A 14,565-nucleotide genomic window follows, 5' to 3' on the forward strand; every position below is an offset into this window, starting at 1 on the left:
GCTGACATCTCGAAGTCTCCGCTGCCGAGCGCCTTTGCGCCGGTAAGCCCGGTGTGAATCTTGTCATCAATCCCGTGCCGTGCGCACGAGGCGTCGCAAGCCCTTTATGGGGCATTGCCTGTCTCGAAGCCCGTCTGGCGTGCATCACAAAACCTGAGTCAAAAGGAGTGACTGAAATGGCCGAAAGGTTCACCTACAAAGATGGCCGCGCGGGAAAAGGCGGCGAATACCACCAGGAAGAGACCGGGGATCAGCATACCCTGACTACCCAGCAGGGCTGTCCGGTCGCTGACGACCAGAATTCCCTCAGGGCCGGGGCGCGGGGCCCAACCCTCATGGAAGATCACGTGATGCGTGAGAAGATCTTCCACTTCGACCACGAGCGCATTCCGGAGCGTGTCGTGCATGCCCGGGGCTACGGGGCACATGGCTATTTCGAGAACTATGAGTGCCTGTCCGACATTACCTCGGCGGACCTCTTCCAGCGCCCCGGAGAACAGACCCCCGTATTTACCCGCTTCTCTACTGTGGCAGGCAACAAGGGCTCGTTCGACCTGGCCCGGGACGTACGGGGTTTTGCTACCAAGTTCTACACCAAAGAAGGTAACTGGGACCTGGTGGCAAATAACATTCCCGTGTTCTTCATTCAGGACGCTATGAAGTTCCCAGATTTGGTGCACGCGGCAAAGCAGGAGCCGGACCGCGCGTTTCCCCAGGCCCAGACCGCTCACGACAACTTCTGGGACTTCTCCACGCTGATGCCGGAAAGCATGCACATGCTCATGTGGATCATGTCTGACCGCGCGATTCCCCGCTCTTTCCGATTCATGGAAGGTTTCGGTGTGCACAGCTTCCGTCTGGTCAATGCCCAGGGCGAAATGAAATTCGTGAAGTTCCACTGGAAACCCAAGCAGGGGTTGCAATCCGTCGTCTGGAACGAGGCATTGAAGATTAATGGCGCTGATCCCGACTACCATCGCCGGGATCTCTGGCATGCGATCCAGAGCGGGGACTATCCGGAATGGGAACTGGGGCTGCAGGTCTTCGACGAAGAGTTTGCAGAGAAGTTTGATTTCGACGTGCTGGACGCCACCAAGATTATTCCCGAAGAAGAAGTGCCCGTGCGCAAGGTAGGCAAACTGGTGCTCAACCGGATGGTGGATAACTTCTTCGCCGAGACCGAGCAGGTTGCTTTCTGTACCCAGAATATCGTGCCTGGTATCGACCATTCGGACGATCCGCTGCTGCAGGGACGGAATTTTTCCTACCTGGACACCCAGCTCAAACGGTTGGGCGGACCCAACTTTACGCAAATCCCCATCAATGCCCCCAAGTGCCCGATGCATCACTTCCAGCAGGACGGCCATATGGCCATGCAGAATCCGATTGGGCGCTCGAACTATGAGCCCAACAGTTGGGGCGACGGTGGCGGCCCACGGGAAAATCCGGAAAAGGGTTTCAACACCTATCCCTCCCACGTCGAAGGCGACAAGCAGCGTGTACGGTCCGAGACCTTTTCTGACCACTACAGTCAGGCCCGGCAGTTCTATAAGAGCCAGACCCAGATTGAGCAGCGTCACATCGCCAACGCCTTTGTCTTCGAGCTGAGCAAGTGTGAGCGGCTCGATATCCGCGAACGGATGGTGTCGCACCTGCTCAATATCGATGACGACCTGGCCAACGAGGTTGCAAAGGGACTTGGTCTGGCGGAAATGCCTGAGGCAGCGGAGGCGGCCATGCCCACCCGGCAGGACCTCAAGGAATCGCCTAAGCTCAGCATCCTGCTGAACGGTCCGGATAGCTTCAAGGGCCGCAAGGTCGGGCTGTTACTGACCAATGGTGCAGATTCCGGGATCATCGACGGCATGAAACAGGCCATCGAGGATGAAGGCGCCGAGATGAAAGTGGTCACTCCAACTATAGGCGGTATCAAGGACAGCGTTGGGCGCCATATTCCGGCGGATGAGAAGCTGGATGGGGGGCCATCGGTGCTCTTCGACGCTGTGGTCGTGGTCCCATCGGATGATGAAATAGATATGTTGGCCAAAGATGCTACAGCCCGAGACTTCGTCAACGATGCGTTTTCGCACTGCAAATTCATCGGTTACGTATCGCAGGCCAACAAGCTCTTCGCCAGCGCCGGCCTCGACCAGATGCTGGATAAAGGCTGCATTCCGGTCGACGATCCGGCATCGGCCAAGACCTTCATCGAGGCCTGTCGGAAGCTTCGCTATTGGGAGCGTGAACCGGCCGTGGATCAGTTCTGATCAGCGGTTCGGATGAGTGGTTCAAGCGGATCGGCGCCCCTTAGGCGCCGTTTCCGCCCCTTCTTCAACGTATGCTGCGGCTAGCCAGGATGGTTCGCGACTAGCCAGAATGATTAAGGTAACGTTGCAGCTCCGGCCCAAAAGCCGCATGCACGCCCAGCCGCTTCATCATCCAGTAATGGCCGGCGATCAGACGGTCGATAAAGATGCTCTCCACCGGCGGCTTGAAGTAGTCCAGGTACTTGAACACAGTCGTGGTCTTGGCGGCGACGTGCTTGTGGATCTCGGATTCAGCGAAATTATAGGGCGCGTCGGTGCTGAAGGGCTTAATCAGGATATCCCTCCACATGGCGTAGTAGGCCTCGTCCACCGCGGGCTGGCTTTCCACCCGGGCCCCGAGGTCGATCAGGTGGCGGTCGAGGGCTTCGTAGTCCTCGTCCAGGGCGGCGATCAGCGCCTTGCGGTAGGCTTCGACGATCTCCGGCTTGAGCTTCTTGACGCAGCCGAAGTCGTACATGATCAGCGTGCCGTCCGGTCGGAAAGCAAAATTACCGGCATGGGGATCGCCATGAATGCAGTGGAAGCGGAATAATTGGTCCGCCATGGTGGCGAAGATCCGGGTGCCGATAGCGTTGACGGTATCCTGGTCGTAGTGCTCCGGGGTGACCTGACTGATGTGGTCGCCCTCCACCAGCTCCAGCGTCAACACGCGGCGGCCGGAATGGCTGTCGATAACGCCGGGGATCAGGACGTTCTCATCGTCCTTGTGGAAATCGCGGAACAGCTTGATGTTCCGTGCTTCGTTCTCGTAGTCCAGCTCCTCATGTAAACGCTCGCGGATCTCGCCGAAGAGCTGGTCCACGCTCTCCTTTGGCATTTTCAGCAGACCGCCAAGCTTCAGGGCAGTCCTTAGCTGGCGCAGGTCTGAATCGCAGGATTCGTCGACGCCGGGGTACTGCACCTTGACGATCACATCCTCGCCTGAATGCAGCCGTGCGCGATGTACCTGGCCGATGGAGGCTGCGGCGTAGGGCTTCTCTTGCAGGTACTCGAAGGCTTCTCCCAACGGCTTGCCCAACTCCCGCTCGACCTGCTCGACGATCACATCGAACGGCATGGGCGGGGCTTCTTTCTGCAGCTTTTGCAGCGCGTCGGAGAATTCCTTGGGCAGGAAATCCTGGGTCTGGGAGGCGATTTGCCCCACCTTCATCACCGCTCCCTTGAGCTCGCCCAGGGTGTCGGCGATCTGACCGGCCATGCGGGTATAGTTTTCGCTGCGGGCGGCTTCGTCCTCCTCACGCCCCAGGAAGCGGCGCGCCCTCTGGCCCGCATACTGGCCCGCAACCGAAGCGGTCATGCCAGCTAACTTGAAGAAACGGCCCTTGCGTGTGGTGACCGGTTTTTTGGCCATGCGTTATCCCGGAGTGTGTACGTGATGATGTTGTCAGACCGTTTGTACGGAGACGACGGGGCTCGGGTTTACTGCTCGATGCCTTAACTGAAGAGAGTTTAACCCGTGGCCCATCCCGTCCCGAAGGAGCCGACTTTGCATCGGTCGTGAAGAGGTGGCCCTTTGTCAGATCACCCGGGTTTCGATCAACAGCTGTTCGTTCAACTGCAGGGACAGTTTCTGCCCGGGAACGAGGGCTCCCACGCCCTCGGGCGTTCCCGTTAGGATGACGTCGCCGGGCGTCAGCGTGAAATGCTCGCTGATATGAGCGATCAGCGGAACGATGGGGAGCAGCATATCCCAGGAAGACCCGTTCTGCTGACGGTGGTCGTCAATGTCCAGTGCAAAGGTAATCGCTTCGTCGAGGTGGATCGCCTTCGCCGGTACGAAGGGCGAGAGCGGGCAGGCGCCATCGAAGGCCTTGGCCCGTTCCCACGGGTGCCCGTCGGCCTTGAGCTGGCTTTGGACGTCGCGCAGGGTCAGGTCCAGGGCGAGGCCATAACCAATGATGGCTTCCCGTACCTCGTCCTCGTAAGCATCGGTGAGCGGTTTGTCGATCAGAATGGCCAGCTCGGTCTCGAAATGGACTTCACCGCGGCCCTGGGGCAGGCGGATGGGTTCTTCCATAACCTTTGCCGCCGTGGCCGGCTTCATGAACAGTAGTGGCGTATCGGGGACAGGATTATCCAGTTCCCTGGCGTGAGCCGCATAATTGCGACCCACGCACACAATCTTGCCGAGTGGCAGTTCTATCGGATTACCGGTGTGCCAGAAGTGCTGGTAGCCGTGCATGGTACGCGTCGTCCCTGGAGAGAAGAGGTCTTGGTCAAACCTTGCCACTGCTGGCGAACGGAATCAATCGCCTTCGAACTGACAGACCGTGTAGACCTGCAGACCCTCGTCCCGCAGCTTCTGTGACCCGCCCAGGTCCGGCAGATCGATCATGGCGGCGACTTCCAGTATCTCGGCGCCAATACGCCGGATCAAGCGTGAAGCGGCTAGCATCGTGCCGCCGGTGGCAATCAGGTCATCCACCAGCACGACCTTGTCTCCGGGCTTGAACGCATCCTTGTGGAGTTCGACGGACGCCGTGCCGTACTCGAGTTGATAATCTTCCACCAGCGTGTCAAACGGCAGTTTGCCTTTCTTGCGCACCAGCACCAGGCTGGCATTCAGCTCGTAAGCGAGGGCGGAGCCAATAATGAAGCCGCGGGCATCGACGGCGGCGACGGCATCGATTTCGTGACCGTGGTAACGGTGTACAAAGGCATCGATCAGCTTGCGAAAGGCCGTGCGGTCCTGCAGGACCGTGGTGATGTCGCGAAACTGTACACCCGGCTTGGGCCAGTCGGGCACGGTGCGGATGGCTTTCTTGATGCTTTCGGAAAAGTAGTCCATGGGGTCAGGCCTCGGTCGGGTGGCGCAGGCTAGCCTGCGCCACCCGGTTTATTCGCTCAGGAAGATGAATTTGAGGATGAAGATGATGGCAATGATTACCACGCTGGCGTTCAGGTGGGACCACCGGCCGCTCAGCGCCTTGAGCACCGCATAGGTGATGAAGCCCAGCGCGATACCGTTGGCAATGGAGAACGTCAGCGGCATCATTAACGCGGTCACCACGGCGGGTGCGGCGTCCGTGACGTCATCCCAGTCGATCAGTTTCAGGCCGCTGGTCATCAGCACCGCGACGTAGAGTAGAGCCGGCGCCGTAGCATAGGCCGGGATGATGCTGGCAATCGGCGACAGCAGCAGACATGCCAGGAACAGGATAGCGACCACAACCGCCGTTAGCCCGGTCCGGCCGCCGGCGGAGATCCCGGCGGTGGACTCGATATAACTGGTCGTCGTGGAGGTGCCGAGTGCCGCACCGGACATGGTGGCCACGGAATCCGACATGAGCGCCTTGCCCAGGCGCGGCAGCTTACCGTCCTTGTCCAGCAGGCCGCCGCGTTGAGCGGCACCAATCAGGGTGCCGGACGTGTCGAACAGGTCGACGAACAGGAACGCGAAGACGATGCTGATCATGCCGACGTTCAGTGCGCCGGCGATGTCCAGTTGCAGGAAGGTAGGAGCCAGGCTGGGCGGAGCGGAAACGAAGCCTTCGTACTTCACCAGGCCCAACATCATGGCGATCACGGTAACGGCGATGATACCGATCATCACCGCCCCAGTAATCTGTCGGTAGGACAGCGCACAGATCAAGGCAAAACCGCCAAAAAAGAGCAGGGCTTCGGCTGCCTTTACTTCACCCAAACCTACCAACGTTGCCGGATGATCGACAACGATGCCGGCATTCTTAAAGGCGATCAGCGCCAGGAAGAAACCAATACCTGCGGAAATGCCGAAGCGCAGGGACAAGGGGATGCTGTTGATGATCCACTCGCGCACCTTGAAGATGCTGAGCAGGAAGAAAATCAGGCCGGACAGGAAGACGGCGCCAAGCGCCACCTGCCAGCTGTAACCCATGCTGCCGACGACCGTGAAGGCGAAGAAGGCGTTGAGACCCATCCCCGGCGCCAACGCAATCGGATAGTTCGCCCATAGTCCCATGATCAGGGTGCCGATGGTCGCGGCAAGACAGGTCGCTACGAAGACCGCGCCAAAATCCATGCCCGTAGCCGACAGGATGCTGGGGTTGACCACGATGATGTAGGCCATCGTGAGGAATGTGGTGATGCCTGCGATGACCTCCCGGCGCACATCCGTGCCGTTGGCCTGGAGTTTGAAGAATTTGTCGAGCATGGGTCTGCCTTAAATGAGTGAAAGCAAATTCAGGTTTGGGAATTCTTATACTCAAAATGAGGTGCAAATCTTAACGGCCACGCGGGCTGAGGCCAAGAAAAGACCCGGCAAAGCGGGTGGCTATTGCAGCTTTTAACGCTTTTGTGCACCGCGCCAACTCATTCTTTCCCGCCTGGAGATAAAAAAATGTAAAAGCCGGACATCCCGTGAATCCTTGCCCGTAGCTCATACGTAACGAATTGCGATGGTCGACGGGCAACAGTCCCGCGCCCTTTCGAGATAGCGACTTTCCGACGCCCTATACTCTTCCCGGTAGGGGCAATCAGATCGCCACCTGAGCGAAGGAGCAAAGGAATGGGACTGATCAGACTGGTATACGCCAGCGAAGCAACGTTCGCCGAACAGCCCGACGAACAGGGTATCGAGCCTCATGTCGGCCGTATCCTGATGGCATCTCGCCGCAATAATCCGACCCTCGGCCTGGTGGGCGGGCTCTATTACGGTGACGGCCACTTCTTCCAGTGTCTCGAGGGCGAATCTGGCAAGGTCCACGACCTCTACAACCGCATCCGCGATGATGATCGCCATCGCAAGGTCACCCTCCTGCTTGAGGAGCCGATCGATGATTACGCCTTCGAGGACTGGTCCATGAAGTATGTGCCCCTTGAGACGTCGGTCACATCCTTCCTCAACCAGCGTGGTCTGGAGAGCTTCGATCCGTTTGCTTTCGATGCCGCAACGACCCGGGCGATGGTACATCTGATGCGCAGGGAATCAGACCGTGCGCCGACGATGGGGGCTGCCAAAAGCCTGGCTGCCGACAGCGCTCCCGCAGGAATGGCGCGTGCGGGGTTGGTTGCCGTAGCCGTCGTTATCGTCGTGGTCGCTATCGCGGCGAGCTGGTTTCTTGTCTAGGAGGCCTCAAGGCGTTTCATTTGGCGGTTGTGCCACCGGGACAGCGAGAGCAGGGCGACAATGGCGCCACCCAGGCACCAGAGCATGTCGGATTGGGTATCCCAAACGTACCCCTGGGTTCCCAGGAAGGCTTCGGCCTCCTGGCCACTGGCCAACGCCACCCACCACTCAATAAGTTCGTAGAACGCACTCAGGGCCAGTGCGAAGCACACGACAAAGAAGTTCGTCCAGCGTTTACCGTTGATTACCTCCAGGCGAACCACGATTTCCCGCGCGATCATGACCGGCACGAAGCCCTGGGCGAAATGCCCCAACTTATCGTAGTTGTTGCGCTCCCAGCCGAAGACCTCACCCAGCCAATCGAACAGGGGCACTTCCGCATAGGTGTAGTGGCCACCGACGATCAGGATGATGCTGTGAATCAGGATCAGCACATAAAGTAGCGGTGTCAGCGGGAAACGGCTGCGGGTGATTGCCAGGGCCACGAAACCAAGCACGGCAGGCATGACTTCCAGCACCCAGGTCAGGGGATCGAAAGGGTCGATGGCGGACCAGATCAGAACAGCGGCAAAAGCGCCGACCCAGGCGTAAGTCATTGTCGTTGATTCCCTTGTAATGAAGCTATGAATGTTGTTTATGGAGAAGAATAACTGATATTGATTTGCCTCATTTTTGTAATCGCATTAGCTTGAGGCCTTTCATCTGCGGTATCAAATGCCATAGCTCACCGACGAATAAAACCAATAGGAGAGGTCCTTAATGCGCGCGATTCTCTGCAAGGAATACGGCCCGGCTGAAAGCCTGGTTATCGAAGATGTAAAGTCTCCGGAAGCCAAAGGCAGCGGCGTCAAGGTTCGCGTCAAGGCCGCTGGCCTGAATTTCCCGGATACGCTGATTATCGAAGGCAAGTATCAGCTCAAGCCCACCATGCCGTTTTCACCGGGCGGCGAGATGGCTGGCGAAGTGCTGGAAGTGGGCGAGAAGGTCACCCGTTTCAAGCCGGGTGACCGGGTCATGGGCTTGACCGGCTTCGGTGCCTTCGCCGAGGAGATCGTGGCGGCTGAGGCCAACCTGCTGCCGGTACCTGATGGCATGAGCGACGAGGAAGCCGCCGCCTTTACCATGGTTTACGGCACGTCTTATCACGCGCTCAAACAGCGGGCGAACATCCAGCCGGGGGAAACCCTGCTGGTATTGGGCGCCAGCGGTGGTGTAGGACTTGCGACGGTAGAGTTGGGCAAGGCCATGGGCGCGCATGTTATTGCCGCGGCCAGCAGCGCCGAGAAGCTGGAAGTGGCCAGGCAGGCTGGTGCGGACGAGTTGCTCAACTACGCCGAAGAGCCGCTCAAGGACACGCTCAAGAAGATGACCAATAACAAGGGCGTGGACGTCATCTATGATCCGGTCGGTGGTGATTTCACCGAACAGGCTCTGCGTGCAATGGCCTGGAACGGACGTCATTTGGTCATTGGCTTTGCTGCCGGCGACATTCCCAAGGTGCCCGCCAATCTGACCCTGCTCAAGGGTTGTGCATTGATCGGCGTATTCTGGGGCAACTTCACCCGCATGGAACCCGAGGTCAGCGCCCAGAACATGAAGGACCTTCTGAAGCTCTACGGTGAGGGCAAGATCAAGCCGAAGATCAGCGAGACCTTTGCGTTCGAGGATTATGTGGGTGCCTTGAACGCCCTGACCGGGCGCACCGCGACGGGTAAGGTTGTTCTGAAAGTCGGCTGAATGGGGTGAGTCCACCTCATTGGACCGATGACTAGCTCCAGAAATGTAGCCGACGCTTCAGCTTCGGAGGGCCCGCCAGGGCCCCGGGAATATCGGCAGGCCTGCGGCCTGCTCGGAAGCTGAAGCGTCCGCTACATGCTCGTGCGATCAATCCGGTTCAGGTGTCAGAGATTGATCTCGTCGTTTTCAACCTGATCACCGCCTTGAGTTCGACCTCGTATAGTGGGGTTCGCCGTTAGCTCCAGAAATGTAGCCGAAGTTTCAGCTTCGGAGGGCCCGCCAGGGCCCCGGGGGGATATCGGCAGGCCTGCGGCCTGCTCGGAAGCTGAAGCGTCCGCTACATGCTCGTGCGATCAATCCGGTTCAGGTGTCAGAGATTGATCTCGTCGTTTTCAACCTGATCACCGCCTCGAGTCCCAACCTCGTATAGTGGGGTTGGCCATTAGCTTTAGAAATGTAGCCGATGCTTCAGCTTCGGAGGGCCCGCCAGGGCCTCAGGACATATCGGCAGGCCTGCGGCCTGCTCGGAAGCTGAAGCGTCCGCTACATACTCGTGCGATCGATCCGGTTTAGGTGTCAGAAATTAATCTTGCCGTTTTCAACCTGATCATCGCCTCAAGTCGTCGGCCACTAGCTTTAGAAATGTAGCCGACGCTTCAGCTTCGGAGGGCCCGCCAGGGCCCCGGGGATATATCGGCAGGCCTGCGGCCTGCTCGGAAGCTGAAGCGTCCGCTACATGCTCGTGCGGTCGCCCGGCTCGGGGTCAGAAATTGATTTCGCCGTTTTCAATCTGCCCAGCCAGTCCCGCATCCAAGCGCGTATATTCCTGGGTCTTGGGCAGCCAGGCATAAACGGCCTCACCGTCCCGATCCAACGAAAAGCCCGCCTTCTTCAGATCCACCTTCTTGTACTTGAAGGTCCCGGTTTTCTCGATAGCTGACGTCACCCTTACAAAGACTGGAATGGCATAGGGCGGCAGGTTCTCCTGCAGGTAGCGGAAGAGTGCCTGTACGTCGAAGTCGTCGACTTTGCCCTGTTGCGGCACAAGGGTCACCATGCCGGCTTTTCCGTTGGTGCCGGGGATCTCCACGCCATAGACGATGGCTTCCTCGACCAGGCCGGATTCGTCGATGATGTTTTCAACTTCGGTGGTGGAGACGTTCTCGCCCTTCCAGCGGAAGGTGTCGCCCATGCGGTCCACGAACTGGAGGTGGCGCCAGCCGATTTCCTTCAGCACGTCGCCGGTATTGAACCAGGCGTCGCCTTTCTTGAAGGCGTCCCGCAGGATCGAGTTCTCCGTGGCGTCTTTCTGGGTGTAGCCTTCGAAAGCCCACTTGGCGGTGATTTCACCCAAAAGCAGGCCAGGCTCGCCTTGCTTGACCTTCTCCATGCGGCCCTTGCTGTCGCGGATCGGGTCCCGGGTGCCTTCGTGATACTTCACCAGCGCATACGGCGCTGTGGTGAAGCCGACGGTGTTCTCCATATTGAAGAAGTTGCTGAAGCCGATATTGCCCTCGCTGGAAGCGTAGAGCTCGGCCACGGTCTCGATACCGAAGCGCTCCTTGAACGGCCGCCAGATGGACGGGCGCAGGCCATTGCCGATCATTTTGGTCAGGCCGTGGTTCCGGTCGTCGGGGCTGGGAGGCTGGTTGAGCAGGTAGCGGCACAGCTCGCCCACATAGCCGAATGTCGTGGCGCCGTAGCGGCGTACGTCGTTCCAGAATTCGCTCGCAGAAAACCTGCGCCGCAGGGCGATGGCGGAACCCCCGGAAAGCACCGAGCCCCAACACACCAGCAACGCGGTGGCGTGGTAAAGCGGCAACGTGGAATAGAGCACGTCGTTGGGCCCCATGTTCAACGTCATCAGGCCAAAGCCGCCGTATGCCTTGATGAACTTGCGGTGGGAGCCGCACGCCGCTTTGGGCAGGCCCGTCGTGCCGGAGGTGTAAATGTAGACGGCGGTGTCACCGAGGCGCGGGCCATTCTTGACGGTGGGGTTATCTCCGCGATAGCCGCTGAGTTTCTGCGCCAGATTGATGTAGCCCTTCGGCGTCTCACCGAAATCATGGATGGAGTCCGTATCCGGCAGGAAGTGGTAGGGCGAAGAATGACCGAAGGCAACGTGGTCGCGTACGCCTTCGAAACTCTCCAGCAGCTCCTCGCCGACAACGATCAGTTGGGGCGCGATCAGGTTGATGCTGTGCTCCAGCACCTTGCCTTTCTGTGAAGTATTGAGCATCGCGCAGGCCACACCGATCTTGGCGGCGCCGGCGACCATGGCCAGCAGCTCCGGGCGGTTCTCCAGCAGGATGGCGATGCTGTCGCCCTTCTTCAGGCCCTGGGCGCGGAGGTAATGGGCGATGCGATTGGCCCAGGCGTTGAATTCGGTGTAAGTGAGCCGGCGGTCGTCGTACATCACCGCCGGGCGGGACCCGTATTTCTGGGCATTGCGTTCGATCAGGGTGCCTAGGGTCAGTTCCTTGCGGTCGTCCTTGATGGAATAGTAGTACAGGCCCTTGGCGATGGCCGGGACCCGGCGCATGACGCCGGGCAACTGGCGGGCTATGTCGCGAACAGAAATGGTGTCTTGGGTCATGCTGCAGTCCAGTGTCTTGTGGTGAGGTTTTTCCCGACTCCAGATCACAGCACGCCTGGAGCTCTAGTCTAGAAACAGATCCGGCAACAGCGGTTTGTCCCCGGCCGAATAGCGGTAGCCCTCGAAATCCGTCACACCGGCCTCCCGCAATACATCTTCATCGATCAGCAGCTTGCCGGTCAGGGTTTCGTGGCTGTGGCCCAGTATGGTGGTCGCCGCGTCGGCCATGATTTCCGGCTTACGACCTTGGGCCATCATTTCGGGTCCGCCGACTTCGTACTCAATAGCGGCCGTGGCGATCAGTGTCTTGGGCCAGAGCGAGTTTACGGCGACCCCGTAGTTCCTGAATTCCTCCGCCATGCCCAACGTCAGCATCGACATGCCGTATTTTGTGGTGGTGTAGGCCCCGTATTGGGCGAACCACTTAGGCTCGATATTCAGCGGCGGCGACAAACTCAGGATATGCGCCCGCTCGGACTGCTTGAGCCAGGGCAGGGCAGCCTGGGAACAGGTGAAAACCGCGCGGGCATTGACCTGGTGCATCAGGTCGTAACGTTTGACCGGCAGTTTCTCCACGCCCTGTAAACGGATCGCCCCTGCGTTGTTGATCAGAGCATCGATACCACCGAAATGCTCGCCCGCCTGGTCGACCTTTTCCTTGACCATCCTCTCGTCACGCACATCCAGTACCAGTGCCAGGGCTTTGCCCCCGGCCTCTTCGACTTCCTCGGCGACTGAGTGAATCGTGCCGGGCAGCTTGGGATGTGGTTCATCCGATTTTGCAGCGATCACCACGTTGGCGCCTTCCCGGCCGCAGGCCAGGGCGATGGCCCGGCCGATGCCGCGGCTGGCGCCTGTAATGAATACGGTTTTGTCCTTCATGCTCATGCCGATGCTCCTTCATTGGATGGTGTTTCCTCGCCGGATAGCGCAACCAGCAACTGCCGACGTTTGACCTGAGTGCCTGTGGTGACATGGACCGTTTCGACGATGCCGTCACGCTCGGCAACCAGCGGGTGTTCCATCTTCATGGCTTCCAGCACTACCAGCGTATCACCCCGTTGCACGTTCTGACCCGGCTCGGCACGCACATCGATAATAGCGCCGTCCATGGAGGCCAATACGCGGTCTGAGGCTCCGCCGTCCAGCATTGAAACCGGAGCATGGGTTACGTCCCGAACACAAAAAGCCCGGCTGAGCTGCTGCAAATATAGGCGATCGCCACAACGCTGATATTGGCAACGCTGACGAACGCCGTTGTCTATATAGTCCAGCTCGTGCTCCCCCAGCGAGGTCACCTCAAGCGTAGCGGACGAGTCACCGTCGGCAATCGTGAGTCTTTGCCGGTCCCATAATAAGCGAACGTCGTGATATTGATCGTCGACCGCCAGGCGCAGCGGCAAGGGCGTTGGCAGGCTATTGCTCCAGCGGCTGGTGGAGACGTCGTCGTAACTGAGCAGCAGAGCTGCCAACCCCAGCTCTTTTAGTGATGCGCGACCGGTCTGCATTGACGGATCGTCGGCGAAATCATTATCGAGGAACGCGGTTGTAGCCTCGCCGGCGATGAAGCATGGATGGGCCATAATCCGGCTGAGGAAACCCCGGTTGGTGGTCACGCCAAATACGCGGGTATCTTCCAGGGCCCGTTTCAGGCGGCGAATGGCCTCGGTGCGGGTCTCGCCATAGGCAATCACTTTCGCCAGCATCGGATCGTAGAACGGCGAGATGGCATCGCCGGTACGTACGCCGCTGTCGTAGCGCAGCCCCGGCAATTCTGCCGGTGAATAGTCGAACAGCGTGCCAGTCTGCGGCATAAAGTCGGTGGCGGGATCCTCGGCGTAGAGCCGCACTTCCACGGCATGACCGGTCAACCGGATATCATCCTGGGTCAGGGGGAGCGTTTCGCCTTCGGCCACGCGGATCTGCCATTGGACCAGGTCCTGTCCCGTTACCAGCTCAGTCACCGGGTGCTCGACTTGCAGTCGGGTGTTCATCTCCAGGAAATAGAAGTTGCGGTCTTTGTCCACGAGGAATTCGACAGTGCCCGCGCCAACGTAGTCGCAGGCCTTGGCCGCCTTGACCGCGGCGTCGCCCATGGCTTCCCTCAACGCCGGCGTCATGAATGGAGAAGGGGCCTCCTCTACCACCTTCTGGTGCCGGCGCTGGATCGAACAGTCACGCTCGCCCAGGTGGATCACGTTACCGTGACGGTCAGCAAAGACCTGAACCTCGATATGGCGAGGCTCGATGACCGCCTTCTCAAGGATCAGCTCATCGTCGCCGAAGGCATTCTTCGCTTCCGAGCGGGCACGCTGGATCTGGTCTGGTAGCTGGGCGGCCTCACGGACGAGCCGCATGCCGCGGCCACCGCCGCCTGCGGAGGCCTTGATCATCGCCGGAAAGCCCATTTTTTCCGCGGCGTCCTGCAATGCTTCGTCGGAAGCATTGGCCTGCTCAAAGCCGGGTACAACGGGCACCCCCGCTTCCTGCATAGCGATCTTCGATCTTCGCTTGCTGCCCATCAGCTCGATGGCCTCGGCAGGTGGCCCGATAAAGACCAGCCCGGCATCGACGCAGGTGCTTGCAAAGGCGGCGTTTTCCGACAGGAAGCCATAGCCGGGGTGGATGGCATCCGCGCCTGTGCGTTTGGCCGCCTCGAGGATAGCTTCGATGTTCAGGTAGGAGGCGTTGACCGTAGCAGGCCCGATACAGACGGCTTCTTCGGCGGTATGGACATGCAAGGCATCTTTATCGGCATCGCTGTATACCGCCACAGTGCGATAGCCCAGGGCGTGGGCTGTGCGCATGATGCGGACTGCGATCTCGCCCCGGTTGGCAATCAGAATCTTGTTGAGCAT

The 14,565-nt window shown here is 59.3% G+C and carries 11 protein-coding genes; 3 read left to right on the forward strand and 8 right to left on the reverse strand.

Annotated elements, in window-relative coordinates; translation table 11 throughout:
• Positions 1-176 precede the first annotated feature (176 nt).
• A complete protein-coding gene (locus tag RE428_RS08065) occupies positions 177-2,267 on the forward strand; it encodes a catalase (protein WP_004581485.1) in 2,091 nt (696 codons plus the stop codon).
• A gap of 100 nt (positions 2,268-2,367) precedes the next feature.
• Here RE428_RS08065 and RE428_RS08070 read toward each other — a convergent pair whose 3' ends face one another.
• The 4 genes from RE428_RS08070 to RE428_RS08085 form a co-directional block, all read right to left on the reverse strand.
• Positions 2,368-3,678, reverse strand: coding sequence for an ABC1 kinase family protein (locus RE428_RS08070; RefSeq protein WP_004581486.1), 1,311 nt, complete (start codon positions 3,676-3,678; stop codon positions 2,368-2,370).
• 165 nt (positions 3,679-3,843) lie between these two features.
• Complete coding sequence (locus RE428_RS08075) at positions 3,844-4,509, reverse strand: fumarylacetoacetate hydrolase family protein (protein WP_004581487.1); 666 nt, start codon at positions 4,507-4,509, stop codon at positions 3,844-3,846.
• A gap of 63 nt (positions 4,510-4,572) precedes the next feature.
• A complete protein-coding gene (locus RE428_RS08080; RefSeq protein WP_004581488.1) occupies positions 4,573-5,115 on the reverse strand; it encodes an adenine phosphoribosyltransferase in 543 nt (180 codons plus the stop codon).
• 48 nt (positions 5,116-5,163) lie between these two features.
• Positions 5,164-6,459: an NCS2 family permease gene (locus RE428_RS08085; protein WP_004581489.1), complete on the reverse strand. Its 1,296-nt coding sequence runs from the start codon at positions 6,457-6,459 to the stop codon at positions 5,164-5,166.
• 354 nt (positions 6,460-6,813) lie between these two features.
• On the opposite strand from RE428_RS08085, the gene RE428_RS08090 reads away from it, so the two are divergent.
• Positions 6,814-7,374, forward strand: coding sequence for a BLUF domain-containing protein (locus tag RE428_RS08090; RefSeq protein ID WP_004581490.1), 561 nt, complete (start codon positions 6,814-6,816; stop codon positions 7,372-7,374).
• Here RE428_RS08090 and RE428_RS08095 read toward each other — a convergent pair.
• Complete coding sequence (locus tag RE428_RS08095) at positions 7,371-7,970, reverse strand: DUF2238 domain-containing protein (protein ID WP_004581491.1); 600 nt, start codon at positions 7,968-7,970, stop codon at positions 7,371-7,373. The genes RE428_RS08090 and RE428_RS08095 overlap by 4 nt on opposite strands.
• 163 nt (positions 7,971-8,133) lie before the next feature.
• Here RE428_RS08095 and RE428_RS08100 point away from each other — a divergent pair, with 163 nt between their 5' ends.
• Positions 8,134-9,111 carry an NADPH:quinone oxidoreductase family protein gene (locus RE428_RS08100; protein WP_004581492.1) on the forward strand — a complete coding sequence of 326 codons (978 nt, stop codon included), beginning with the start codon at positions 8,134-8,136 and terminating at the stop codon, positions 9,109-9,111.
• 763 nt (positions 9,112-9,874) lie between these two features.
• On the opposite strand, the gene RE428_RS08105 is transcribed toward RE428_RS08100, so the two are convergent.
• From RE428_RS08105 to RE428_RS08115, 3 genes are all read right to left on the reverse strand, one after another.
• A complete protein-coding gene (locus tag RE428_RS08105) occupies positions 9,875-11,707 on the reverse strand; it encodes a long-chain-acyl-CoA synthetase (RefSeq protein WP_004581493.1) in 1,833 nt (610 codons plus the stop codon).
• A gap of 63 nt (positions 11,708-11,770) precedes the next feature.
• Positions 11,771-12,595: an SDR family oxidoreductase gene (locus RE428_RS08110; RefSeq protein WP_004581494.1), complete on the reverse strand. Its 825-nt coding sequence runs from the start codon at positions 12,593-12,595 to the stop codon at positions 11,771-11,773.
• On the reverse strand, positions 12,592-14,565 hold the full coding sequence (locus RE428_RS08115) for an acetyl/propionyl/methylcrotonyl-CoA carboxylase subunit alpha (protein ID WP_004581495.1): 1,974 nt from the start codon (positions 14,563-14,565) through the stop codon (positions 12,592-12,594). The genes RE428_RS08110 and RE428_RS08115 overlap by 4 nt, the downstream gene beginning before the upstream one ends.

Origin of the sequence: Marinobacter nanhaiticus D15-8W (assembly GCF_036511935.1) — a bacterium.
GTDB classification, from domain to species: domain Bacteria; phylum Pseudomonadota; class Gammaproteobacteria; order Pseudomonadales; family Oleiphilaceae; genus Marinobacter_A; species Marinobacter_A nanhaiticus.